The sequence below is a fragment of the Rhodobacter xanthinilyticus genome (genome assembly GCF_001856665.1).
In the GTDB taxonomy this organism is placed as follows: domain Bacteria; phylum Pseudomonadota; class Alphaproteobacteria; order Rhodobacterales; family Rhodobacteraceae; genus Rhodobacter; species Rhodobacter xanthinilyticus.
The window spans coordinates 2,860,706-2,883,642 of the sequence record NZ_CP017781.1 but is presented as its reverse complement, the minus strand read 5'-3'; the positions used below and the strand labels follow the sequence as shown (position 1 = coordinate 2,883,642).

Annotated in this window: 22 protein-coding genes; 10 read left to right on the top strand and 12 right to left on the bottom strand. The window is 67.3% G+C overall.

Going from position 1 to position 22,937, the window contains the following annotated elements; all coding sequences use genetic code 11:
- Positions 1–12: 12 nt before the first annotated feature.
- From LPB142_RS14085 to LPB142_RS14075, 3 genes are all read right to left on the bottom strand, one after another.
- The gene (locus tag LPB142_RS14085; RefSeq protein ID WP_071166733.1) at positions 13–1,674 is read right to left on the bottom strand and encodes an acyl-CoA dehydrogenase family protein; all 1,662 of its coding nucleotides are present in this window, start codon (positions 1,672–1,674) and stop codon (positions 13–15) included.
- A 111-nt stretch (positions 1,675–1,785) separates the two neighbouring features.
- Positions 1,786–2,889: a Hint domain-containing protein gene (locus LPB142_RS14080; RefSeq protein WP_071166732.1), complete on the bottom strand. Its 1,104-nt coding sequence runs from the start codon at positions 2,887–2,889 to the stop codon at positions 1,786–1,788.
- Positions 2,886–4,457 carry a Hint domain-containing protein gene (locus tag LPB142_RS14075; protein ID WP_071166731.1) on the bottom strand — a complete coding sequence of 524 codons (1,572 nt, stop codon included), beginning with the start codon at positions 4,455–4,457 and terminating at the stop codon, positions 2,886–2,888. Before LPB142_RS14075 ends, LPB142_RS14080 begins: the two co-directional genes overlap by 4 nt.
- A gap of 298 nt (positions 4,458–4,755) precedes the next feature.
- Here LPB142_RS14075 and dapE point away from each other — a divergent pair, with 298 nt between their 5' ends.
- The 3 genes from dapE to rnr all read left to right on the top strand — a co-directional run bounded on the left by dapE (position 4,756) and on the right by rnr (position 8,664).
- Positions 4,756–5,904, top strand: coding sequence for a succinyl-diaminopimelate desuccinylase (gene dapE / locus LPB142_RS14070; RefSeq protein WP_068765529.1), 1,149 nt, complete (start codon positions 4,756–4,758; stop codon positions 5,902–5,904).
- Entirely contained in the window at positions 5,901–6,311 is a 411-nt protein-coding gene (locus tag LPB142_RS14065) for a GNAT family N-acetyltransferase (protein ID WP_071166730.1), read from the top strand. Before dapE ends, LPB142_RS14065 begins: the two co-directional genes overlap by 4 nt.
- 91 nt (positions 6,312–6,402) lie before the next feature.
- Entirely contained in the window at positions 6,403–8,664 is a 2,262-nt protein-coding gene (rnr, locus tag LPB142_RS14060; RefSeq protein WP_071166729.1) for a ribonuclease R, read from the top strand.
- A gap of 3 nt (positions 8,665–8,667) precedes the next feature.
- Here the strand turns inward: rnr and LPB142_RS14055 are convergent, their stop codons facing one another.
- A complete protein-coding gene (locus LPB142_RS14055) occupies positions 8,668–10,245 on the bottom strand; it encodes a phospholipase D-like domain-containing protein (RefSeq protein ID WP_083392695.1) in 1,578 nt (525 codons plus the stop codon).
- A gap of 87 nt (positions 10,246–10,332) precedes the next feature.
- On the bottom strand, positions 10,333–11,931 hold the full coding sequence (locus LPB142_RS14050) for a phosphoenolpyruvate carboxykinase (RefSeq protein WP_071166728.1): 1,599 nt from the start codon (positions 11,929–11,931) through the stop codon (positions 10,333–10,335).
- A gap of 336 nt (positions 11,932–12,267) precedes the next feature.
- Between LPB142_RS14050 and LPB142_RS14045 the strand changes: the two genes are divergently transcribed.
- Genes LPB142_RS14045 through LPB142_RS14020 form a run of 6 tightly spaced genes read left to right on the top strand, consistent with a single transcriptional unit; the run spans position 12,268 to position 16,704 of the window.
- Positions 12,268–12,969, top strand: a complete 702-nt coding sequence (locus LPB142_RS14045; protein WP_068765307.1) for a response regulator transcription factor — start codon at positions 12,268–12,270, stop codon at positions 12,967–12,969.
- Positions 12,966–14,696, top strand: a complete 1,731-nt coding sequence (locus LPB142_RS14040) for a sensor N-terminal transmembrane domain-containing protein (RefSeq protein ID WP_071166727.1) — start codon at positions 12,966–12,968, stop codon at positions 14,694–14,696. Before LPB142_RS14045 ends, LPB142_RS14040 begins: the two co-directional genes overlap by 4 nt.
- 1 nt (position 14,697) lies before the next feature.
- The gene (locus tag LPB142_RS14035) at positions 14,698–15,120 is read left to right on the top strand and encodes an HPr kinase/phosphorylase (protein ID WP_071166726.1); all 423 of its coding nucleotides are present in this window, start codon (positions 14,698–14,700) and stop codon (positions 15,118–15,120) included.
- Entirely contained in the window at positions 15,117–16,037 is a 921-nt protein-coding gene (gene rapZ / locus LPB142_RS14030) for an RNase adapter RapZ (RefSeq protein WP_232230896.1), read from the top strand. Before LPB142_RS14035 ends, rapZ begins: the two co-directional genes overlap by 4 nt.
- Positions 16,034–16,438: a PTS sugar transporter subunit IIA gene (locus LPB142_RS14025; protein WP_071166724.1), complete on the top strand. Its 405-nt coding sequence runs from the start codon at positions 16,034–16,036 to the stop codon at positions 16,436–16,438. The genes rapZ and LPB142_RS14025 overlap by 4 nt, the downstream gene beginning before the upstream one ends.
- On the top strand, positions 16,435–16,704 hold the full coding sequence (locus LPB142_RS14020) for an HPr family phosphocarrier protein (protein WP_068765302.1): 270 nt from the start codon (positions 16,435–16,437) through the stop codon (positions 16,702–16,704). Before LPB142_RS14025 ends, LPB142_RS14020 begins: the two co-directional genes overlap by 4 nt.
- A 53-nt stretch (positions 16,705–16,757) precedes the next feature.
- On the opposite strand, the gene LPB142_RS14015 is transcribed toward LPB142_RS14020, so the two are convergent.
- Positions 16,758–17,633 (bottom strand): 3-hydroxybutyryl-CoA dehydrogenase, encoded by an 876-nt coding sequence (locus tag LPB142_RS14015; protein WP_071166723.1) that lies wholly within the window; start codon positions 17,631–17,633, stop codon positions 16,758–16,760.
- Positions 17,634–17,801: 168 nt separating this feature from the next.
- Between LPB142_RS14015 and LPB142_RS14010 the strand changes: the two genes are divergently transcribed.
- Positions 17,802–18,623, top strand: a complete 822-nt coding sequence (locus LPB142_RS14010) for a DUF6473 family protein (RefSeq protein WP_068765300.1) — start codon at positions 17,802–17,804, stop codon at positions 18,621–18,623.
- A 66-nt stretch (positions 18,624–18,689) separates the two neighbouring features.
- On the opposite strand, the gene LPB142_RS14005 is transcribed toward LPB142_RS14010, so the two are convergent.
- From LPB142_RS14005 to LPB142_RS13980, 6 genes are all read right to left on the bottom strand, one after another.
- Positions 18,690–19,598 (bottom strand): electron transfer flavoprotein subunit alpha/FixB family protein, encoded by a 909-nt coding sequence (locus tag LPB142_RS14005; protein ID WP_068765299.1) that lies wholly within the window; start codon positions 19,596–19,598, stop codon positions 18,690–18,692.
- Entirely contained in the window at positions 19,598–20,356 is a 759-nt protein-coding gene (locus LPB142_RS14000; protein ID WP_068765298.1) for an electron transfer flavoprotein subunit beta/FixA family protein, read from the bottom strand. The genes LPB142_RS14005 and LPB142_RS14000 overlap by 1 nt, the downstream gene beginning before the upstream one ends.
- Positions 20,357–20,599: 243 nt before the next feature.
- Entirely contained in the window at positions 20,600–20,869 is a 270-nt protein-coding gene (locus tag LPB142_RS13995) for a YMGG-like glycine zipper-containing protein (RefSeq protein ID WP_068765297.1), read from the bottom strand.
- Between the two features lie 87 nt (positions 20,870–20,956).
- On the bottom strand, positions 20,957–21,529 hold the full coding sequence (locus LPB142_RS13990; protein WP_071166722.1) for a cob(I)yrinic acid a,c-diamide adenosyltransferase: 573 nt from the start codon (positions 21,527–21,529) through the stop codon (positions 20,957–20,959).
- A gap of 18 nt (positions 21,530–21,547) precedes the next feature.
- A complete protein-coding gene (locus LPB142_RS13985) occupies positions 21,548–22,378 on the bottom strand; it encodes an SDR family NAD(P)-dependent oxidoreductase (protein ID WP_068765295.1) in 831 nt (276 codons plus the stop codon).
- Positions 22,379–22,446: 68 nt separating this feature from the next.
- Positions 22,447–22,935: an SH3 domain-containing protein gene (locus tag LPB142_RS13980; protein ID WP_071166721.1), complete on the bottom strand. Its 489-nt coding sequence runs from the start codon at positions 22,933–22,935 to the stop codon at positions 22,447–22,449.
- Between the last annotated feature and the right edge of the window lie 2 nt (positions 22,936–22,937).

Genomic DNA, 22,937 nt, shown 5'->3' with positions numbered 1-22,937 from the left:
ATTTCAGCCCGCTCAGCCGATCAGACGGCGCGCGATCACCTGCGCCTGGATCTCGGCCGCGCCCTCGAAGATGTTGAGGATGCGCGCATCGCACAGGATCCGCGAGATCGCATATTCGAGCGCGAAGCCGTTGCCGCCGTGGATCTGCAGCGCGTTATCCGCGCTCGACCAGGCCACGCGCGCGCCGAGCAGCTTCGCCATACCCGCCTCGACATCGCAGCGCTCGCCGTGGTCCTTCTCCCAGGCGGAGAAATAGGTGAGCTGGCGCGCGATCATGATCTCGACCGCCATCATCGCGAGCTTGCCGGCGACGCGCGGGAATTCGATCAGCGATTTGCCGAATTGCTTGCGGTCGATGGCATATTGCATGCCGATCTCGCAGGCGGCCTGCGCCACGCCGACGGCGCGGGCGGCGGTCTGGATGCGCGCCGATTCGAAGGTTTCCATGAGCTGTTTGAAGCCCTTGCCGGTCTCGCCGCCCAGGAGGTTCTCGCCCTTGATGCGGAAGCCGTCGAAGCCGAGCTCATATTCCTTCATGCCGCGATAGCCGAGAACCTCGATCTCGCCGCCGGTCATGCCCGGCGTCGGGAAGGGGTTGTCATCGGTGCCCGGGGTCTTTTCGGCCAGGAACATCGACAGGCCGCGCCAATCGGTGGTGTCGGGCTCGGTGCGCGCGAGCAGCGTCATCACATGGGTGCGCTGGGCGTGGGTGATCCAGGTCTTGTTGCCGGTCACGACCCAATCCTCGCCGTCCTTGACCGCGCGGGTGCGCAAGCTGCCGAGGTCGGAGCCGGTGTTGGGCTCGGTGAAGACCGCGGTCGAGAGGATCTCGCCGCTCGCAAGCCCCGGAAGCCATTTGGCTTTTTGCTCCTCGGTGCCGCCGCACAGGATCAGCTCGGCGGCGATCTCCGAGCGCGTGCCGAGCGAGCCCACGCCGATATAGCCGCGCGAGAGCTCTTCGGTGACCACCACCATCGAGGCTTTCGAGAGGCCGAGCCCGCCGTATTCCTCGGGGATCGTCAGGCCGAAGACGCCCAGCTCGGCGAGCTCCTCGATGATCTCCATCGGGATCAGCTCGTCCTTGAGGTGCCATTCATGGGCGTTCGGGATCACGCGTTCCTCGGCATAGCGGTGGAACTGGTCGCGGATCATCTCGAGATCTTCGTCGAGGCCCGAGGCGCCAAAGAGCGCGCGGCCCTGATTGTCGCGCATGCAGGCCACGAGCGCCATCCGCGCGGCGGCGGTGTTGCCCTCGGCCATCAGTTTTTGCGCCGCCGTGGATGGCGCCCAGCTCACGCCGAGATCGGCGAGGCGCGCGACCTCGGTCTGGCTCATCGGGATGCCGCCGGCGATCTGGTTGAGGTATTCGCCAAAGCCGATCTGCAGGATCAGGCTCTCCATCGGGCCGAAGGCGCCGGCCTCGGCCACCCGGCCCGCCCAGCCGCGCAGCTGCATCAGCGACTGGTTGTAGGTCGCAAGCCACGAGAGCGCATGGGCGGCGAATTGATGCTCCTCGAGCGCCGCGCCCGAAACCTTGCCGTCGCGCGTCACGCGCGCGCGCAAGGCGGCGGTCGCGTCATCGGTCAGTTTCGCCACTTCGGGCAGCACGGCTTCGGTCAGAGCCAGCAGGTCGGTCATGTGAACGTCGGTCATTTGAGCCCCATCATGCGCCATGAATCGGTATCCTTCTTGCGGTTGCCCCGTGCTTAGGGCCTTCGCAGGCGCAGCGCAATAAAAATTCGCGCGGTGGTATAAATGTGACCGAATATGTCGCGCCGGTTTGACTCAGGCGGCGACCGGACTTCGGCTGCGGCTGCGGGCGGCGGCGAGAGATCGGGTCTCGAACCCCTCCAGAACGCGGCGCACCGGGCTGCGGTGCTCGGGCAGGGCGCCGAGCGCGGCGAGATCGGCGAGCGCGGTCGTCGCGGCGAGCGCGGGCTGGCGCGCGAGGCGGCCGGCGTTCAGGCTTTCGAGGCGGCAGCCGTCGGCGATCAGCAGGTGATGGCCCTCGAGCAAAACGCCCTGCCAGCCGAGCACATTGGGGCGATCGGGTTGCAGCGCGGTGCAGCCGTCGACGAGGTGGCGCGCCTCGACGAGCACCTCATCCTCGCCGAAGAGATAATCGACCGTGGGCCCCGAGAGCGCGATGCGGTGCTGCGGCAGAACCCACAGATCGCGGCTCGCGCCGAAGCTCGGCGCGCAGAGCCGCACCGGGCGCAGATGCCCGAGCGCGGGCAGCGCGATCCGCCCCGACCAGAGCACCGGCTGCGCGCCCGCATCCACCGTCTCCACGAGATCGCCCGCGCGCAGATTGCCCGCCGGGCGCCAGCCGGTGGGCGTCAGAAGCGGCGTCGAGGGCGCGAAACAGGCCGCGGGCCCCGCCGGATGCAGATGCGCGCCGACCGCCAGCCATTCGACCCGCGGCCCGATCCGCGCCGGCGCGCGGCCCTCGGCCAGCGTCTCGAGATCGGCGCGGGCGAGCGCGACGGGGGCGGGGGCGGCGCGTTGGCGCAGCGTGCCGCGCTCGAGCGCCTCGAGGGTCAAAAGGCTCTCGCCCGCGATGCAATCCCACCGCCAACTCAGCCGCATCGGCCCGCCCTCGGCGCAATCGGCGCTGGCGTCGATCGAGAGCGCATGGAAGGCCGCGCCGCGGCGGATCTCGAGGCGGATCAGCCCCTCGCGATCGAGGGTGAGCGCGAGCCGGTCGGCGCCCGCGCCCGGCGCGGTGAGGTCGAAGAGTTCGAGCGGGCCGGTTTCGCCACGGGTGAGGGTGAATTCGAGCAAGAGGCTGCCCTGGGCGAGCTGGCCCGGCACCCGCGCCTGATCGAACTCGACCCGGCCGTGATGGGGCAGATAGGCGGCGAACCAGCCGTGTTGGGCGCCGCTCATGCCGCGCGCTCGCGCAAGAGGCGCGCCTCGTAGCCCTTCAGCATCCGCCGCGCGGCGGGGGCGAAGCCCGTGCCGGTCGCCGGGTCGAGCTCGGGGAAGAGCGCGCAGATTTCGGCCTGGCAGGCGGCCTCGAGCCCGCCCAGCACCTGCGGCCCGGGCAGGAAGCTCTCGGTCGCGAGCCCCTCGGAGAAGATCACCTGATGGCGGTCGAAGAGCAGGTGGAAATACTCGACCTCGCCGCCCTCGACGACGCGCACGCGGGCGCCATCGACGAGATGTTTGGCCGCGACCAGCACCTCGGCCTCGCCGAACATCAGCTCCGCCAGCGCGTCGCGCATCAAGATCCGGTGTTGGGGCGAGACGGTGAGCACATCATGTCGGCCAAACGTATCGGCCTCGATGCGGATCGGGGCGAAATCGCCCGTCGCGCGGACGCGGTGCCGCCCGACCCAGCGCAGCGGCTGCGCGCCGTCGTCCTGGGTGAAGACGAGATCGCCCGGGCGCAGATCCTCGACGGCGCGGGGGCCCTCGGGGGTGGCGATGCGGGTGCCGGCGGTGAAACAGGGCACCACGTTGACGGTGACGAAACCGACATCGGTATGGCCCGCGCCATCGGAGATTTCATAGGTGAAGTTGACGGTCTCTTCCTCGGCATCGGTGAGGACCGTGAGCGTGCCATCGGGGTTGAGGGTGACCTGTTCGCCCGAGGCAAGCGTCACCGTCTGGCCCGCGGTAACGGCGACGCCGTTGATATGGGTGATCGTCAGCGTGCCGTTCGTGCCGCTGTGGTCGTTGGCGAGCACGTCGATCGTGCGCGCCTCGCCCGGGGCGACATTGGCCACGTCATCGGCGGCGATCAGCACGGTCTGGATGCTGTCGCCCGCGATCAGGATGTTCGAATCGTAGTTCGAATCCGAGGTGTCGGCGATGCCGATGCGGATCGAATTGACCACGCCGACATTGACCGGGAAGGTCAGCGACATGGTCACGGTGAAGCCGTCCATCTCGGTGTTGTAGCTATCCGAGGTGTTTGAAATGTAAAGGTTTTCGTTGTTCTGGCTGTTGACGTTGATGACCGAGGTATTGCCGTTGCCGGCGGCCAGTTCGACGTAGCTCCCGTTCACCCAGACGCCGACGATATCGTTGTAGATCGAGTTGATATACTCGGGATATTCCTCCGAGGCGAAGGTGAAGGAGACGGTCATCGTGTCGCCGGTGGGGATGAAATCCACATCGAGCCAGGCGGCGTCATAGGTGGTGGTGCCGGCGATCGCGTTGAAATCGGCGTTGTTGTTGACGCCGGAGGTGTTGGTCGAGGTGTTCGTCGAGGTGTTCACATCGCCAAAGGAATTGGTGAAGCTCGTCGCATAGCCGGTGGAGAGGATCACCCCGGTGTTCGAGGGCGTGGCCTCGGGCGAGAGCGCATCGCCGCGCGAATAGATCGCCGAGGAGCGCGCGTCGCCGGTGTAGGAAGCGCCGACCACGGTCACGCCATCGCCGAAGATGGTGTTGGCCATCTGCAGCGCCGAAGCGCTCGTGTTGTAGCTCAGCTCCGATGCCCAGGGCATTCTCGCCTCCCGCGTTGGAGGCAGCGCAATCACGACCGGCGCCCCCGAAGAGGGCGCTCGTGTCGGGCCGGTGGCCCGCAAATCCGGGTGGGTGCGTTGACCCTGCTCGTGTTGCCCTGCCTCAGGACGTTATTTTCCCCACAGTAGCCGGGGCGCCCTTGAGAATAAAGACAAATTTTCGCCACAAACGGGCTTGGGCCGGGCGGTGACCGGGCTGCAACACCTGACGCCGGGGAAGGGGGCTCGACGGGCGGCGCGGGGGGCGCTAATCCTGCGCGAAAGCCGCAAGGAGCCGCAGATGACCCATGCCCCGATTGATCCGGTCGCGCTGACCGCCGCGCTGATCCGCTGCCCGAGTGTCACGCCCGTCGAGGGCGGCGCGCTCGAGCTTCTCGCGCGGGTGCTGGGCGAGGCCGGGTTCGCCTGCACCCGGGTCGATCGCAACGGCGTGCCCAACCTCTTCGCGCGCTGGGGGGCGAAGGGCGCGCGCAGCTTCGGCTTCAACGGCCATACCGATGTCGTGCCGGTGGGCGATGTCGCCGCCTGGAGCCGCGACCCGTTCGGCGCCGAGATCGCCGAGGGCCAGATCTGGGGCCGCGGCGCGAGCGACATGAAATCGGGCGTGGCGGCCTTTGTCGCGGCGGCGGTGGATTTCGTGCGTGAGACCCCGCCTGAGGGCGCGGTGATCCTGACCATCACCGGCGATGAAGAGGGCCCGGGCCGCGACGGCACGCGCGCGCTGCTCGACTGGATGGCGGCCGAGGGCGAGGCGATGTCGGTCTGTCTCGTGGGCGAGCCGACCTGCCCCGAGCGGATGGGCGAGATGATGAAGATCGGCCGGCGCGGCTCGATGACCTTCTATATCGAGGCCGAGGGGGTGCAGGGGCACGCGGCCTATCCGCACCGGGCGAAGAACCCGCTCCATGCGCTCACCCGGCTCCTGGGCGAGATGACCGCTGCGCCGCTCGATCAGGGCACCGCGCATTTCGAGCCCTCGAGCCTGCAGATCACCACGATCGATTGCGCCAACCCGGCCAATAACGTGATCCCGGCTCGGGCCACGGCGACGGTCAATATCCGCTTCAACGATGCCCATAGCGGCGCGGGGCTCGTGGCCTGGGGCGAGGGGCTCGCGGCGCGGATCGAGGCCGAAACCGGCGTGCGGCTCACGCTGCGCTCGGAAATCTCGGGCGAGAGCTTCGTCACGCCGCCGGGCGCGTTCGTCGCGCTCGTCGCCGCCGCCGTCGAGGCCGAGACCGGCCTGCGCCCCGAGCTCTCCACCACCGGCGGCACCTCGGACGCGCGCTTCGTCAAGGACCATTGCCCGGTGCTCGAATTCGGCCTCGTCGGCCAGACCATGCACAAGGTCGATGAACGCGTCGAGATCGCCCATATCCACCAGCTCAAGGCGATCTATGCCCGCGCGCTTCGGGCGTTCTTCGCATGATCGAGGAGACGCAAGACCTCGCCGCCTGCCATGCGCTGCGCCGCGCGGTGTTCATCGAGGAACAGGGCATCGCCGAGGCCGAGGAATGGGATGATCTCGACAGCGCGGCGGTGCATCTTCTCGCCCGCGACGGCGCCGACCCCCTCGGCACCGCGCGGCTCTTCATCCAGGGCGCGCTGGGCAAGATCGGCCGGGTCTGCGTGGCGCGGCGCGCGCGCGGCACCGGCCTCGGCGCGGCGCTGATCGAAGCAGGCTGCGCGCGCCTCGCCCAAGCGGGCTGCACCGAGGCGCAACTCGGCGCGCAGCTCCAGGCGATACCCTTCTATGAAAAGCTCGGCTTTGTCGCCTTCGGCCCCGTCTATGACGATGCCGGCATCCCGCACCGCGACATGCGCCGCCCGCTCTGACCTTTCATCTTGCCCCAAATATCCCGGGGTGCGGGGCAGAGCCCCGCTGCTTCCCCCGTGACGCGCCCCGCCGCCCGTGCTAGGCAGGGCCATGAACCAATTGCCCACCAAAGACCAGATCCTCGCCTGGCTCGCCGATAACCCCGGCGCCGGCGCCAAACGCGATATCGCCAAAGCCTTCGGCATCAAGGGCGCGGCCAAGATCGAGCTCAAGCGCATGCTGCGCGAGCTCTCCGAGGAGGGCCAGATCGCCCGCCGCCCGCGCCGCAGCTATACGCTCGACAACAAGCTCCCGCCGGTCGCCGTGCTGCAGATCCTGCGCCCCGACAGCCAGGGCGATCTGTGGGCGCGCGCGCTCGAATGGGAGGGCGAGGGGCCCGAGCCGGTGATCCTGGTGATCCCGAAGGCGGGCGATGCGGCGCTCGGCGAGGGCGACCGGCTGCTTGCGCGGCTGACCGAGGTCGAGGGCGAGGGCTACGGCTATGAGGCGCGCCCGATCCGCAAGATCGGCGTCGCGCAGCACCGCATCGTCGGCATCTTCCGCAAGAGCGCCGAGGGCGGGCGGATCGTGCCGATCGACAAGGGCGACCAGAAGGAATGGCTGATCGCGGCCGGCGCCACGCTCGAGGCGCGCGATGGCGAGCTCGTCGAGGCCGAACAGGCCGGGCCGAAGACCCGCCTCGGCCTGCCGCGCGCGCGGGTGATCGAGCGCCTCGGCGACCCGACCGCGCCGCGCGCGGTCTCCCTGATCGCGATCCATCAGCACAATATCCCCGACGATTTCCCTGATGAGGTGGTGGCCGAGGCCGACGCCGCCGTGCCCGCGGGCTTTGACGGGCGCGAGGATCTGACCGAGCTGCCCTTCGTCACCATCGACCCGGCCGATGCGCGCGACCGCGATGACGCCTGCCTCGTGACCTATGACGATGATCCGGCCAACCCCGACGGGCTGATCCTCTGGGTCGCGATCGCCGATGTCGCCCATTACGTCCGCCCGGGCTCGGCGCTCGACCGCGAGGCGCGCAAGCGCGGCAACTCGACCTATTTCCCCGACCGCGTCGTGCCGATGCTGCCCGACCGGCTCTCGGGCGATCTGTGCTCGCTGCATGAACATGTGAACCGCGCGGTTCTCGCGGTGCGGATGAAGCTCGACGCCGATGGCACCAAGCTCTCGCATCGCTTCACCCGCGGGATCATCCGCTCGCGCGGCTCGCTCGAATATGCGCAGGTGCAAGAGGCCCATGAGGGCCGCCCGGACGCCAAGACCGCGCCGCTCCTCGAGGAGGTGATCGCGCCGATCTATGACGCCTATGCGGCGCTCTCGCGGGCCCGTGCGCGGCGCCAGCCGCTCGAGCTCGACCTGCCCGAGCGGCAGATCGTGATCAGCGAGGAGGGCAAGGTCGCCTCGGTGCGGTTCAAGGAACGGCTCGATGCGCATCGGCTGATCGAGGAATTCATGGTGCTGGCCAATGTCGCGGCCGCCGAGGAGCTCGAGAAGCTGCGCCGGCCGCTTCTCTACCGCGTCCATGAGGAGCCCAGCCCCGACAAGCTCGAGGCGCTGCGCGAGGTGGCGCAGGCCTCGGGCTTCACCCTGCCCAAAGGCCAGGTATTGCGCACCTCGCAGCTCAACTATCTGCTCGATCAGGCGGAGGGCTCGGAGTTCGACGAGCTGATCAACATGTCGACCCTGCGCACCATGACGCAGGCCTATTACGCGCCGCAAAACCTCGGGCATTTCGGGCTCGCGCTGCGCTCTTACGCGCATTTCACCTCGCCCATCCGGCGCTATTCGGATCTCGTCGTGCACCGCGCGCTGATCCTCGGGCATCATTGGGGCAAGGACGGGCTCTCGCCGCAAGAGATTGAAGTGCTTGAGGAAACCGCCAAGCATATCTCGGAGACCGAGCGCCGTTCGATGGCGGCCGAGCGCGACACGACCGACCGCTATCTCGCCGCTTACTTGAGCGACCGGGTGGGCTCGGAGTTTTCCGGCCGGATCTCGGGGGTGCAGAAATTCGGCGCCTTCGTGCGGCTCGACGAGACCGGCGCCGACGGGCTGATCCCGATCCGCGAGATCGGGCGCGAGTTCTTCCATTATGACCGCGAGGCGCAGCAGCTGATCGGCGCCGATACCGGGATGGTGGTGGGGGTGGGCCTGCGGGTTCTGGTGCGGCTCAAGGAGGCGGTGCCGGTGACCGGCGGGCTCGAGCTCGAGTTGCTCGAGATCGAGGGCGCGGCGATGCCGGGGCCGGGCAAGGGGGGCAAGAAACCCTTCCGGCGCGGGCGCAAGCTCGCCGCCGTCAAGGCGCGCGAGCGCGGCGTGGCGCGCAAGGTCAAGCGGACCCGCAAGTAAGGCTCAGAGCATCCATTCGATCGGCAGGCGCTTGGCGAGCCCCAGCGCCACGCCCGACCAAAAGCCGGTGCCCGGCTCGCGCCGGGTCGGCGCCTCGCCCGCGCGGCACCAGGTGATCTTGCCCTCCCGGTCGAGCTTGAGCGCCCAGGCGCGCGCCGGGATATAGCCCTCAAACGCCGAGGCCATCTTCGCCGCGATCACCGGGTTCTCGAGCACGAGGCCGAGCTCGGTGTTGAGCCGCATCGAGCGCGGGTCGAAGTTGAACGAGCCGATGAAGATCCGCGCGCGATCGGTGATGAAGACCTTGGCGTGGAGCTTGTTGCGGGCAAATGGCGCGGTGCCGCGCAGGCGCGGGCGCAGGAAGCTCGCGGGCGGGTGGCGGATCTCGGCGTCGGGGGCAAATTCCCAGATCTCCACCCCGCGTTTGAGCAGCGGCCGGCGCCGGTGGGCATAGCCCGAATGGACGAGCGGCACATCGGAGGCGGCGAAGCTGTTGGTGAAGAGCCGCACCTTCACCCCGGCTTTCGCATAGCGCCCGAGCACGCGCACGCCCGCGCGGGTGGGCACCAGATAGGGCGAGATCAGCACCAGTTCCTCGCGCGGCTGGCCGAGCGCGCGTAAGAGCCGTGCCCAGAGCATCCGGCGCGCGGCGATCGGGCCGGTGATCTTCTCGGGCGGGTCGAAGAGGAGCGTCGCGGGGCCGAAGCTGAGCGTCAGATCGGGGGAGAGGAGCGGCATGTCGGGGGCGGCGAGCGCGCGGGCGTAATCGCGCGCCTCCGGTGTGGCGAGGCGGGCGGCCTGGGCGGCAAGGCAGGCTTCGGCGCGGTCGGGCGCGAGGGGGGCGAGCAGCGCCGCCACCGGGATCGAGAGCGCCGAGTTCCAGTAGAGGTCGAACTGCGCGGCGACCTGCGGCACGATCGGGCCGGCGGCCATCAGGTCGAGGTCCATGTAGAGGCCGGTGGGGGCGAAGCGGTTGAAATATTCATCGCCGATATTCCGCCCGCCGAGCACCGCGAGCGCGCCGTCGACCACCATCGCCTTGTTGTGCATGCGCCGGTTCAGGCGGTGGAAATCGGCGAGATAGCCCAGCCAGCGGGCGCGCCGCAGCGGGAAGGGGTTGAACAGCCGGATGTCGAAATTCTCGAGCGATTCCAGCGTGCTGAGCGTGTCATCGAGGCCGTGGGTGCCGTTGTCGTCGATCAGCATCCGCACCCGCACGCCACGCGCCGCCGCCCTGCGCAGCGCGCCCAGCATCAGCGCCCCGGCGGTATCGTCCTGCCAGATGTAATATTGCAGATCGACCGAGCTTTCGGCCGCCTCGATCAGCTCGAGCCGGGCGGCGAGCGCATCGAGCGGGTCGAGCAGCAGATGCACCGCGGTGAGCCCCGGCTCGGCGGCGAGGCGGGGCGCGAAGGCGGCGGCGAGGCGGCTTCCCGCGGGGGGCGGCAGGGCATGGGAGGGCGCGAAGGGCCCGGCGGGGCGGGGATGCGAGAGCCGCGCCGAGAGCAGCGTCAGCCCCGCCACGGCCAGCGCGCCGAGGAGGCCAAGCAGCAAGATCAGGGGCAGGCCGTGCAGATGCATGGGCCCAATCTGGTGCAGCCCGGCGCAAAAGCAAAGGGGCCGGAAGATCCGGCCCCTCGCGGGTCACTGTCCAATCGGGGCGCGTGTTCAGCCGATCGCGGCGGCTTTCACGTCTTCGTCGATATAGGGCATGTATTGCGCGAAGTTTTCCGAGAACATCTTCACGAGTTTCGCGGCCTGCGCGTCGAAGGCGGCCTTGTCGGCCCAGGTGTCGCGCGGGTTCAGCAGGACGGCATCGACGCCCGGCACCGAGACCGGCACTTCGAAGCCGAAGTTTTCGTCCTTGCGGAACTCGACATCATGGAGCGAGCCGTCGAGCGCGGCGGTCAGCAGCGCGCGGGTGGCCTTGATCGGCATCCGCTTGCCGGTGCCGAAGGCGCCGCCGGTCCAGCCGGTGTTGACGAGCCAGCACGAGGCGCCCTGCGCGAGGATCTTCTCTTGCAGCAGTTTGCCATAGACCTCGGGGCGACGCGGCATGAAGGGCGCGCCGAAGCAGGTCGAGAAGGTCGGCAGCGGCTCGGTCACGCCCACTTCGGTGCCCGGGGTCTTCGAGGTGAAGCCCGAGAGGAAGTGATACATCGCCTGGGCGGGCGTCAGACGCGCGATCGGCGGCAGCACGCCATAGGCGTCGCAGGTCAGCATGATCACGTTCTTGGGCGCGCCGCCGAGCGCGGTTTCCGAGGCATTCGAGATGTAATGCAGCGGATAGGCGCAGCGCATGTTGTCGGTCAGCGAGTTGTCGAAGAAGTCGAGCTCGAGGGTTTCCTCGTCATAGACCATGTTTTCGACGACGGTGCCGAACATCGAGCAGGTCGCGTAGATTTCCGGCTCGGCTTCCTTCGAGAGGTTGATGGTCTTGGCGTAGCAGCCGCCCTCGAAGTTGAAGATGCCCTTTTCCGACCAGCCGTGTTCGTCATCGCCGATCAGGATCCGCGAGGGGTCGGCCGAGAGGGTGGTCTTGCCGGTGCCCGAGAGCCCGAAGAACACCGCCGAATCGTCGGGGTTGCCGATGGCGTGGTTGGCCGAGCAATGCATCGCCATGATGCCCTTGCCGGGGAGGATGTAGTTCAGCAGCGTGAACACGCCCTTCTTGTTCTCGCCGGCATAGGCGGTGTTGCCGATCAGGATCATCTTACGATCGAAGTTGAGCGCGATGACGGTCTCGGTGCGGCAGCCGTGGCGTTCCGGGTCGGCCTTGAACGAGGGGCAGTTGATGATCGTCCACTCGGGGGCGAAGGTGTCGAGCTCGGCGCGGTCGGGGCGGCGCAGCATGGTGCGGATGAACAGGCCATGCCAGGCGAGCTCGGTCACCACGCGCACGTCGAGGCGGTGCTCGGGATCGGCGCCGCCGAAGAGATCCTGCACGAAGTAATCCTTGCCCTTCATGTGCTCGAGCATGTCGGCATGCAGCACATCGAACTTGGCCGGATCCATCGGCTTGTTGTTTTCCCACCAGATCGTGTCTTCGACCGAAGCGGTGCGGACCACGAACTTGTCTTTCGGCGAGCGGCCGGTATGGGCGCCGGTCGAGCAGTAGAACGCGCCGCCCTTGCCAAGCGTGCCTTCATTGCGCTTGAGCGCCGCTTCGATCAGCGCGGGCTCGAGAAGGTTGTAATAGACATTGCCCAGACCAGTGATGCCCTGATCTTCCAGGCGTTTCGCCGGGTTCACGCGTCCGATGATCATCTGTAGCTCCCGATGCCGCCGAGCGGCTTTCCTTGGGTTCCTCCCGGCATCCCGCGCCATTGGAATACCGACCGGGGCGGAGCACTTCCGCCCAAGTGGCGCCCCTATAACATGACGATTTGGCGAAGGAACAGAACGCTTTGCCGCAGTTAGCGCAACCAAGTGTTTTTTTGGGAATGTTGGCGCCGAAGGTGCGGCAAATTAGTCAAACCTTCGGTTTTTTCGCCTCTCCTGAATCCGTGAGGCCGGGTGATTCGCACATCGCGGTTGATTCCGCGACTCGGAAAGCGGAGAATGGGTCAAAACAACATAACGAGCAGTTAGAGGGTGCCAGATATGTCCAGGATTGCGCTGGTCGATGACGACCGCAACATTCTTACCTCCGTCTCGATGACGCTGGAAGCGGAAGGTTACGAGGTCGAGACCTACAACGACGGGCAGGCGGCGCTCGATGCGTTCAACAAGCGCCTGCCGGACATGGCCGTGCTCGATATCAAGATGCCGCGGATGGACGGGATGGAGCTTCTGCAGCGGCTGCGCCAGAAGACCTCGATGCCGGTGATCTTCCTGACCTCGAAGGATGACGAGATCGACGAGGTTCTGGGCCTGCGGATGGGCGCCGACGATTATGTGAAAAAGCCGTTCTCGCAGCGGCTGCTGGTCGAGCGGATCCGGGCGCTGTTGCGCCGGCAGGAGGCGATCTCGACGGGCGAGGCGCCGACCACCGACGAGACCAAGGTGATCGTGCGCGGGGCGCTGACGATGGACCCGCTGCGCCATGCGGTGACCTGGAAGGGCCGCGATGTGACGCTGACGGTGACCGAATTCCTGCTCCTGCAGGCGCTCGCGCAGCGCCCGGGCTTCGTGAAATCGCGCGATCAGCTGATGGACGTGGCCTATGACGATCAGGTCTATGTCGACGACCGCACGATCGACAGCCATATCAAGCGGTTGCGCAAGAAGATGCGCGCGGCTGACGACGATTTCTCGGCGATCGAAACGCTTTACGGCATCGGCTATCGTTACAACGAGGAATGAGTGCTGCGGGGCGTATAGGGCTGAGCCGCCCGCGCAAGCCCGAGCCCGGGGTTCTGCTGGGCGAGGACTGGATGACCGGCGCCGAGACCTCGGAGGGGGAGGCGCTCAAGCCGCGGCGCGCGCGGCGGGGGCTGATTTCGCTCAACCGCTCGCCGCTGGCGCGCAAGATCATCATCTTCAACCTCGTTGCGATGGTGATGATGGTGGCGGGGGTGCTCTATCTCAACCCGTTCCGCGACAGCCTCGTGTTCCAGCGCGAAAGCGCGATCGTGAACGAGGCGGAGCTGATCGCCGATGTCTTCGAGGCGCGGCTGCCGAAATCGGCGCCGGTGAATTTCGCGGCCGGCGACGGGATCGACCTGCCCGATACGCTCGCCGGCATCGAACTGCCCACGGGCACGCATCTTTATGTCTTCGATCCGCGCGGGGCGATGCTGCTGAGCTCCTCCGAGGTGCCCGCCTCGCCGCGCGAGCGGGTCGACGGGCTGCAGATCGATCATCGCTCGACGCTGATCACCGACCTGCTCAACGGCATCTGGGACCGGATCTCGAAGGTCGTGCGCGATGAGCCGGAGAAAGACGCGGTCTATGACGCCAAGCGGATCGCGACCTCGCTCCTGCCGAAGATGGCTGATGGCGAGACCCATATCGACACCCGCCGCGATTCCGACGGGGCGACGATTTTCTCTGTCGTGACAGGGGTTTATCAGGGCGATCAGCTGGTCGGCATTCTCGCGCTGACCTCCGAGGCGGGCGAGATCGACCAGCTCGTGCGGGTCGAGCGCGAGCAGGTCTTGCAGATGTTCGTGATCGCGATCATCGTCTCGATCGGGCTGAGCCTGGTGCTCGCCTCGACGATCGCGAACCCGCTCTCCGAGCTCGCCGCCGCGGCCGAGATCGGCCAGGAGAAGAACGCCCGCAAGATGAGCCCGAGCCGGGTGCGGATCCCCGATCTGACCGCGCGGCCCGACGAGATCGGCCGCCTCTCGGGCGCGCTGCGCGGCATGGTGACGGCGCTTTACGATCGGATCGACGCGAACGAACAATTCGCCGCCGATGTCGCCCATGAGATCAAGAACCCGCTCGCCAGCCTGCGCTCGGCGGTGGCCTCGCTGCATGTCGTCAAGCGCGACGATCACCGCGCGCGGCTGCTCGAGGTCATCGACCATGATGTGAAGCGCCTCGACCGGCTGGTCAGCGACATCTCCAACGCCTCGCGGCTCGACAGCGAGCTGGTGAAGGAGGAGGAGGAGCATTTCGACCTGCTCAAGATGGTCGGCAATCTGGCCGATTATCTGGGCAAGCAGGCGGGCGAGAAGGGGGTCGAATTCATCATCGACCTGCCCTCGCAGCCGATCATGATCACCGGCCTCGAGGGGCGGCTCGCGCAGGTTTTCGTCAACCTGATCACCAATGCGATCTCCTTCTGCGAAGAGGGCGATGCGGTGCGGGTCTGGGCGCGGCGGCGCGACAACCGGGTGCTGGTCGTGGTCGAGGATACCGGGCCGGGGATCCCCGAGGAGGCGCTGACCAAGGTCTTCAAGCGCTTCTATTCGGAGCGCCCGGAGGGCCAGTTCGGCGATCATTCGGGCCTCGGGCTCGCGATCTCGAAACAGATCGTCGAGGCGCATGGCGGGGTGATCTGGGCCGAGAATATCCGCCCGACGGATGCCGATATCACCTCCGAGCCGCTCGGCGCGCGCTTTGTCGTCGGCCTGCCGATCTGAGATGGCGCCGCTGCGGCTCCATGCGAGCTGTGTCGCGCTCGACCCGGGGCGCGCGGTGTTGATCCTCGGGCCCTCGGGCGCGGGCAAGTCGCAGCTTGCGCTCGGGCTGATGGCGCTGGGCGCCCATCTCGTGGCCGATGACCAGGTGGAGCTGCGCGGCGCGGGCGTGGCGCTGATCGCCTCGGCGCCGCCCGCAATTTCCGGGATGATCGAGGCGCGCGGCGTCGGTCTGCTTGGCGCCGAGGCGCTGCCGCAGGCCGAGGTGAAACTTGTCGTCGATCTCGCGCAGATCGAAACCGAACGTTTACCACCGCTGCGCCAAACTGTCCTTTTGGATAGGTGCATCCCCCTTGTGCTGCGCCTGCAACATGGTCATCTTGAGGTCGCAATCCTGCAATGGCTGAAGGGTGGGAGAGTCGCTTGAGTGCTGAGGGCAAAGCCGCGCCGCAGGGGGGGCACCGGGTCGTTCTGGTGACCGGCCCGTCGGGGGCTGGCCGCTCGACCGCGATCGATGCGCTCGAGGATCTCGGCTACGAGACGATCGACAACCTGCCGATGAGCCTGATCCCGCGGCTGCTCGACGGGCCGCTGGCGCAGCCGCTCGCGCTCGGGCTCGATGTGCGCAACCGCGATTTCTCCGCGACCGGGTTGATCGAGCTGATCGACCGGCTGACGCGGGTGCCCGAGCTGCGGCTCGAGGTGCTCTATCTCGATGCGAGCCCCGACGTGCTGGTGCGGCGCTATTCCGAGACCCGGCGGCGCCATCCGCTCGCGCCCTCCGATACGCCGCTCGCCGGCATCACCCAGGAGATCGACATTCTCGCGCCGGTGCGGGTGCGCGCCGATGTCCTGATCGAGACCTCGGGGATGAGCCCGCATGATCTGCGCGCCGAGCTCGCGCAATGGTTCGACATGGGCAAGATCGCGCGGCTCGCGGTCTCGCTGCACAGTTTCAGCTACAAGCGCGGCGTGCCGCGCGGGCTCGACATGATGTTCGATTGCCGCTTTCTCGCGAACCCGCATTGGGTGGCGGCGCTGCGACCGCTGACCGGCCTCGACGGGGCCGTGGCGGCGCACGTCGAAGGCGATCCGCGCTACCTGGAATTCATCTCCAAGGTGCGGGATTTGTTGTGTTTTCTGCTGCCCGCGCATGTCGAGGAAGGCAAGAGTCACCTGTCGGTCGGCTTTGGCTGCACCGGCGGGCAACATCGGTCGGTTGCCGTAACGGAAGCCGTCGCCAAAGCGCTTGCGGAGGCGGGTTGGCAGGTGTCAAAACGGCACAGGGAACTGGAGCGGCGGGGGCAGGGCCTGCCGGCGGTGAAAGGGGTGTTTGGCGCGTGATCGGGATCGTGATCGTGGCACACGGGGGGTTGGCGCGCGAATATCTCGCCGCGGTCGAGCATGTGGTCGGCCCGCAGGAAGGGATTCGCGCGATCACGATCGAGAACGATCACGACCGTGCCGAAAAGCAGGAAGAGATCCGCGCCGCGGCCGATCAGGTCGATAGCGGCGACGGGGTCGTGGTGGTCACCGATCTGTTCGGCGGCTCGCCCTCGAACCTGAGCCTGCTCGCCTGCAAGTCTTGTGAACGCGAAATCATCTACGGGGCCAATCTGCCGCTGTTGATCAAACTTGCGAAATCGCGCAGCCTAGGCGTCCATGCGGCGGTCGAGGCGGCGCTCGATGCCGGTCGCAAATATATCAACAGCTATACGGCCAACGGGATCGACGCGAAGTCATGACGTCTAAAGAATTGCGGATTGTGAATGAGAAGGGCCTGCATGCCCGGGCCTCGGCGCGCTTTGTCGAGGTGGTGGAGCGGTTCGATGCGCGGGCCGAGGTCGAGAAGGACGGGATGCGGGTCTCGGGCGATTCGATCATGGGGCTGCTGATGCTCGCCGCCTCGCGGGGCACCTCGATCCATGTCTCGACGAGCGGCGCCGAGGCCGAGGCGCTCAGCGCGGCGCTCGAGGCGCTGGTCGCCAACCGTTTCGGCGAAGACAACTGAGCCATGAAAAAACGCGCGAGGAGCCCCCGCGCGTTTCTTGAGTTTTGGCGGCCTCAGCGGGTCGGAACCGGCTTTTCGCCCCGGTAATCGTAGAAGCCACGGCCCGATTTGCGGCCCAGCCAGCCGGCCTCGACATATTTCGTCAGAAGCGGGCAGGGGCGATATTTGGTGTCCGCCAGCCCGTCGTGCAGCACATGCATGATCGCAAGGCAGGTATCGAGGCCGATGAAGTCGCCCAGTTCCAGCGGGCCCATCGGGTGGTTCGCGCCGAGTTTCATCGCCATGTCGATCGACTCGACATTGCCGACGCCTTCGTAAAGCGTGTAGACCGCCTCGTTGATCATCGGCACCAGGATCCGGTTCACGATGAAGGCGGGGAAGTCCTCGGCCGAGGCCGCGGTCTTGTTGAGCGATTTCACCACGCCGAGCATGGTCTGATAGGTCTCGTCATCGGTCGCGATCCCGCGGATCAGCTCGACGAGTTTCATCACCGGCACCGGGTTCATGAAGTGCACGCCCATGAAGCGCTCGGGGCGGTCGGTTTTCGACGCGAGCCGGGTGATCGAGATCGACGAGGTGTTGCTCGCGAGGATCGTGGTGGGCTTGAGATGCGGCAGGAGCGCCTCGAAGATCTTGTCCTTGACCGCTTCGCGTTCGGTGGCGGCTTCGATGATCAGATCGCACTGGCCGAGCTCGGGCAGCGCCATCGTGGTCTTGATCCGGGCGAGGGCGGCATCCTTCCCGGCCTCGGAGATCTTCTCGCGCTGCACCTGCCGATCGAGGTTCTTGGTGACGGTCGCGACGGCCTTGTCGAGGCTTTCCTGCGCGATGTCGTTGAGCAGCACGTCATAGCCCGCGAGGGCGAAGACATGCGCGATGCCGTTGCCCATCTGGCCTGCGCCAACGATCCCAACCGATTGAATACTCATCTTCGCCCCATGTTTTGTTGCGCGCTAACCATACTCTTGCTGCGCTGCAGCATGCAAGCCAAAACCCCGCATCCTGCTTACCAGTCTGTTTCGCATTTTCACTTTAGCTCTTTGGCAAGAGTTCTTCGCCATCCTGCCTGTGGGTGAGTCGAAAAATGAGGTGGGATAATGGCCTTCGAATATCCGGGCGCTGGCGCCCTAGAGTATTTTCCGTGCCGCTACGGGAAATCGAAACTGCTGTTTCGCGGTCCGCGCCGCGATCTGAGCGTGCCGCATTGCGCGGCGCTTGGCGGCAATGAGACCTATGGCAGGTTCGTGGCCGAGCCCTGGCCGATCCTGCTCGAGGGGCGGCTCGGGCTGCCGGTGGTCAATTTCGGCTATCAGAATGCCGGGGTCGATGTGTTTCTCAACGAGCTGCAACTGACGCAGCCCAAGCATCCGCCGCAGCTGAGCATCATCCAGCTTCTCGGCGCGTGCAACATGTCGAACCGGTTTTACGCCGTGCACCCGCGCCGCAACGATCGGTTCCTGCGCGCCTCGAACCTGATGCGCTCGGTGTTCTCGGAGATCGATTTCACCGAGTTCAACTTCACGCGGCACCTGCTGCAGGCGCTGATGAGCCGCGCGCCGGAGCGGTTCGAGGCGGTGGTGGCGGAGCTGCAATCGGCCTGGGTCGCGCGGATGCGGGCGCTGCTCGAGCGGATGGACGGGCCGAAGGTGTTGCTCTGGCTCGGCGATTATCGCGACCCGTTGCAGGGCGATCCGCTCGGTGCGGAGCCGGTTCTGGTGACCTCGGCGATGGTGGAAAAGATCGCGCCGCTCGCCGATCAGGTGGTGCGGGTCGAGCCCTCGATGCTGGCGCGGTCCGCCGGCACGGTGGGGATGCATTTCGCGCCGATGGAGGAGCCGGTGGCGGGCACCATGCCCGGGCCGATGGTCCATCATGAAGTTGCCGAGGCGCTGGCCCCGGTCGTCTCGAAGCTGCTCTGAACCGGGTTCGAGACAGGCAAAAGCCCCGCCAATCGCTTGGCGGGGCTTTCGTTTTTCGGGGCCGGCTCAGACCTTGGCGGTCATTTCCGGGACGGCCTGGAAGAGATCCGCCACGAGGCCGAAGTCGGCGACCTGGAAGATCGGGGCTTCTTCGTCCTTGTTGATCGCGACGATGATCTTGCTGTCCTTCATGCCGGCGAGGTGCTGGATCGCGCCGGAGATGCCGCAGGCGATGTAGAGCTCGGGGGCCACGACCTTGCCGGTCTGGCCGACCTGCCAGTCGTTGGGTGCAAAGCCGCTGTCGACCGCCGCGCGGCTCGCGCCGACCGCCGCGCCGAGCTTGTCGGCGAGCGCGGTGATGATCGCGAAGCTCTCTTCCGAGCCCACGCCACGGCCGCCCGAGACGACGATCTTGGCCGAGGTCAGCTCCGGGCGATCCGAGGCCGCGACCTTGTCTTCGACCCAAGAGCTGAGGCCCTTGTCGCCGGCCGCAGCCGCCGCTTCGATCGCCGCCGCGCCGCCGGTGCCCGCCGCCTCGAAGGCGGTGGTGCGCACGGTCATCACCTTGACCGGATCTGCGGATTTCACCGTCTGGATCGCGTTGCCGGCGTAGATCGGGCGCTCGAACGTGTCGGCATCGACCACGCCGATCACATCGGAGAGCACCATCACGTCGAGCATCGCGGCCACGCGCGGCAGCACGTTCTTGGCCTCGGCGGTGGCCGGCGCGACGATATGGGTCACGCCCGCGGCGAGCGAGACGATCAGATCCGCCATCGGCTCGGCGAGGCCGTGGCCATAGGCCGCGTCATCGGCTTTGAGCACTTTCGCCACGCCCTCGAGCGCGGCGAAGGGGGCCGCATCGACACCCGAACCCGCGACCAGAACCGTCACCGGGCCGAGCTTCTTGGCCGCGGTCAGCGCTTTCGCCGTCGCGTCGAGGCCATTCACTTCCGCAATCAGAAGAACCGACATCAGATCACCCCCGCGTCTTTCAGTTTCGCCACGAGTTCGTCGACCGAACCCACCTTGATGCCCGCCGAGCGGCCCGCCGGCTCCGAGGTCTTGACGACCGTCAGGCGCGGGGTGACATCGACGCCATAATCGGCGGCGGTCTTCTCATCGAGCGGTTTTTTCTTCGCTTTCATGATGTTGGGCAGCGAGGCATAGCGCGGCTCGTTGAGGCGCAGGTCGGCGGTGATGATCGCCGGGAGCTTGACCTCGATGGTTTGCAGACCGCCGTCGACCTCACGGGTGACGCGGGCCTTGTCGCCCTCGATCGCCACTTCCGAGGCGAAGCTCGCCTGGCTCCAGCCCAAGAGCGCCGCGAGCATCTGGCCCGTCGCGTTCATGTCGTTGTCGATCGCCTGCTTGCCGGCGATGACGAGGCCCGGGGCCTCCTCGGCCACCACTTTCGCGAGGATCTTCGCGACCGCGAGCGGCTCGATATCGGTGTGCACATCCTCGGCCGCGGTCACCAGGATCGCCCGGTCCGCACCCATCGCCAGCGCCGTGCGCAGCGTTTCCTGCGCCTGCTTGACGCCGATCGAGACCACCACGATCTCGCTCACGACGCCCTTCTCCTTCAGGCGGATCGCCTCTTCGACGGCAATCTCGTCAAAGGGGTTCATCGACATCTTGACGTTGGCGAGATCGACGCCCGTGCCATCCGCTTTCACGCGAACCTTCACGTTATAGTCGATCACGCGCTTCACAGGCACCAGGACCTTCATGGGCACGCACTCCCTACCGTTGATTCCGCCGCCCGGGGGCGGCCCGACTTGTTCTCGGCAATTTTGTTACAAGAGCGTTTGGCGAAGGGACAGCCTAAAATCGTCGCTTTGGCGTGTCGCTACGTCACGTCGCGGGGCGGAATCGCAAAAATGACTCCGAGATGCGCAAATTTCCGCAGGGCATGAGAAAGCCCGCCGGGGTGCGGCGGGCTGGCTCGGGGGATCGAGATCTTGCGGTGGGGCTCAGCACGCGGCCCAGTAGCGGTTGCCGTAGGCGTCCTGATACTGGCACTGGCCCTGATCGTTCTTGGTGTTGTTGATCAGCATGCCGGCCGCGGCGCCCACCGCGCCGCCGATCAGCGCGCCCTTGGCCGGGTCATTGTCGTTGAGCAGCGCGCCCGCGGCCGCGCCGGTGGCGGTGGCGCCGACCATGGTGCGGTCGGCCTGGGTTTGCATGCAGGCGCCGAGCGCGAGCGTGGCGGGGAGGAGGATGAGGGCGAGCTTGGTTTTCATGGCTGTCTCCTGGGCTGGCGGGGGTCCGCTTTCGGAGAGTGAACGCGCACGGGCGGAAAAGGTTCCCCAAATTCCGCCCGGGTCATGTCAGCGGTTTGCGCCCGGCACCCAGAGGATATCGGCGCGGCCGTCGTCATTGGCGATGCGCGCGGCGCAGAAGAACCAATCCGAGAGGCGGTTGAGATATTTCACCGCGAGCGGGTTGGCGTCGCCCTCGGCGGCGAGCGCCACCGCCTCGCGCTCGGCGCGGCGCGCGACCGTGCGGGCGAGGTGCAGGTTCGCGGCGAGCGCGCTGCCGCCGGGCAGGATGAAGCTGCGCAAGGGTTCGAGCCGCGCCACCATCGCGTCGATCTCGGTCTCGAGCCGCTCGACCTGGGTCGCGATCACCCGCAGCACCGGGTAGCCCGCCTCGGCGTCCTTGGCCATCTCGGGGCGCGCCAGATCGGCGCCGAGATCGAAGAGATCGTTCTGGATCCGCGCCAGCGCCGCCGCGGTTTCGTCCGTCGCATGGAGCCGCGCCATGCCCAGCACCGAGTTCAGCTCATCGACCGTGCCATAGGCCTGCACCCGCGGGCAGGCCTTGCTCACCCGTGCGCCATTGACGAGCGCGGTCTCGCCCGCATCGCCGGTTTTTGTGTAGATCTTGTTTAGAACGACCATCTCTTCCCCTAGATGTTGTTAGCCTTTGGCCAGCAGCCAATCACGCAGCCGGGGCGGCGCGAGGCGGCGGATCCACGAGGCCAGATGCGTGGCGCCGGTGACATAATAGTGCGATTTCGGGTTTTCCGCCTCGAGCGCGCGCAAAATCGCCGCCGTCACCGCCGCAGGCGGCAGCTCGAAGGCGTCTTTCTTGCCCGAGGGCTCATAGAGGCGTTTGAGCAGCGAGCTCTCGTATTGCGCGCGCCGGGCCGAGGCGCGCCAGTCGATCCAGCGCTCGAAATGCGGGATCGAGTTGACGCGGATCTTCGAGGGGATCGGGCCCGGGTTGATGGTGATGATCCGCACCGGCGTGTCGCGCATCTCGAGGCGCAGCACGTCGGTGAGCCCTTCGAGGGCGAATTTCGTCGCGACATAGGCGCCGCGCCAGCGGATGCCGACGAGGCCAAGCACCGAGGAACATTGCAAGATCCGGCCCGAGCCCTGGGCGCGCATGACCTTGATCGCGCGGGTGGTGAGGTCATGCAGGCCGAACAGGTTGGTCTCGAAGATCTCGCGCAGCGCGCCCGCGGGCAGGTCTTCGACGGCGCCGGGGCAGGCGAAGGCGGCGTTGTTGTAGAGCGCGTCGAGCCGGCCGCGGCCGCGGGCCAGCGCCTCGTTGAACCCCGCCTCGATCGAGCTCGGGTCGGCCACGTCGAGCACGAAGGAGGTCAGCCCCTCGGCGCGCAGCCGTGCGCAATCTTCCTCGCGCCGGCAGGTCGCAAAGACCTTCCAGCCGGCTTTTGCCAGCCCATGCGCCGCGTCATAACCGATGCCCGAGGAACAGCCGGTGATCAGGATCGTCTTGGCCATGCGCGCCCCCTTCGTGTCCGCCCCAAGGGGATAGGGGCGGGCGCGCGCCGATGCAAGCGGCGGGTTTCTCAGCGCGCGGGGGCGAGGAGTTTGCCCGAGACCCAGCCCTCGACGCCATCGCCCTCGATGCGGATCTTCATCCAGGCGCCTTGCGCGGCGGTGACGAGCACCTCTTCGCCGGCGGTGACCTGATCGAGCACCGCGCCGCCGGGGGTGGCGCGCACGTTGAGCCGCGTCGCGATCACCCGGTAGAGCGCGGCGCCGGCAGGGGCGGCGGCGAGCGGTTCGGGGCGGCGATATTCGGGCGCGGGGCGCAGCGCGGGGCCGGGCATCCGCACCGCGGCGGGCTGCGCCACGATCAGCGCGGCCGGGCGCGCGGCGGCGTCCGGCGTTTCGATCAGCGCCGCGGGCGTCACCGCCGCCACCGGCGCGGGGCGTTCGATCTGCGCGCTGGCCGCCTCGGGCACCGCGACCGGCGCCGGGCCGGGCGCCTCGCGCCCCGCGACCGCGAGGATCGCATAAAGACCAACCAGCGTAAGCAAAGACATTTTCAGCATGA

Bases quoted from the DNA above. Each gene is read 5' to 3' on its own strand.
- LPB142_RS14085 (WP_071166733.1), bottom strand. From the start codon at position 1,674: ATGGCGCATGATGGGGCTCAAATGACCGACGTTCACATGACCGACCTG.
- LPB142_RS14080 (WP_071166732.1), bottom strand. From the start codon at position 2,889: ATGAGCGGCGCCCAACACGGCTGGTTCGCCGCCTATCTGCCCCATCAC.
- LPB142_RS14075 (WP_071166731.1), bottom strand. From the start codon at position 4,457: ATGCCCTGGGCATCGGAGCTGAGCTACAACACGAGCGCTTCGGCGCTG.
- dapE (WP_068765529.1), top strand. From the start codon at position 4,756: ATGACCCATGCCCCGATTGATCCGGTCGCGCTGACCGCCGCGCTGATC.
- LPB142_RS14065 (WP_071166730.1), top strand. From the start codon at position 5,901: ATGATCGAGGAGACGCAAGACCTCGCCGCCTGCCATGCGCTGCGCCGC.
- rnr (WP_071166729.1), top strand. From the start codon at position 6,403: ATGAACCAATTGCCCACCAAAGACCAGATCCTCGCCTGGCTCGCCGAT.
- LPB142_RS14055 (WP_083392695.1), bottom strand. From the start codon at position 10,245: ATGCATCTGCACGGCCTGCCCCTGATCTTGCTGCTTGGCCTCCTCGGC.
- LPB142_RS14050 (WP_071166728.1), bottom strand. From the start codon at position 11,931: ATGATCATCGGACGCGTGAACCCGGCGAAACGCCTGGAAGATCAGGGC.
- LPB142_RS14045 (WP_068765307.1), top strand. From the start codon at position 12,268: ATGTCCAGGATTGCGCTGGTCGATGACGACCGCAACATTCTTACCTCC.
- LPB142_RS14040 (WP_071166727.1), top strand. From the start codon at position 12,966: ATGAGTGCTGCGGGGCGTATAGGGCTGAGCCGCCCGCGCAAGCCCGAG.
- LPB142_RS14035 (WP_071166726.1), top strand. From the start codon at position 14,698: ATGGCGCCGCTGCGGCTCCATGCGAGCTGTGTCGCGCTCGACCCGGGG.
- LPB142_RS14020 (WP_068765302.1), top strand. From the start codon at position 16,435: ATGACGTCTAAAGAATTGCGGATTGTGAATGAGAAGGGCCTGCATGCC.
- LPB142_RS14015 (WP_071166723.1), bottom strand. From the start codon at position 17,633: ATGAGTATTCAATCGGTTGGGATCGTTGGCGCAGGCCAGATGGGCAAC.
- LPB142_RS14010 (WP_068765300.1), top strand. From the start codon at position 17,802: ATGGCCTTCGAATATCCGGGCGCTGGCGCCCTAGAGTATTTTCCGTGC.
- LPB142_RS14005 (WP_068765299.1), bottom strand. From the start codon at position 19,598: ATGTCGGTTCTTCTGATTGCGGAAGTGAATGGCCTCGACGCGACGGCG.
- LPB142_RS14000 (WP_068765298.1), bottom strand. From the start codon at position 20,356: ATGAAGGTCCTGGTGCCTGTGAAGCGCGTGATCGACTATAACGTGAAG.
- LPB142_RS13995 (WP_068765297.1), bottom strand. From the start codon at position 20,869: ATGAAAACCAAGCTCGCCCTCATCCTCCTCCCCGCCACGCTCGCGCTC.
- LPB142_RS13990 (WP_071166722.1), bottom strand. From the start codon at position 21,529: ATGGTCGTTCTAAACAAGATCTACACAAAAACCGGCGATGCGGGCGAG.
- LPB142_RS13985 (WP_068765295.1), bottom strand. From the start codon at position 22,378: ATGGCCAAGACGATCCTGATCACCGGCTGTTCCTCGGGCATCGGTTAT.
- LPB142_RS13980 (WP_071166721.1), bottom strand. From the start codon at position 22,935: ATGCTGAAAATGTCTTTGCTTACGCTGGTTGGTCTTTATGCGATCCTC.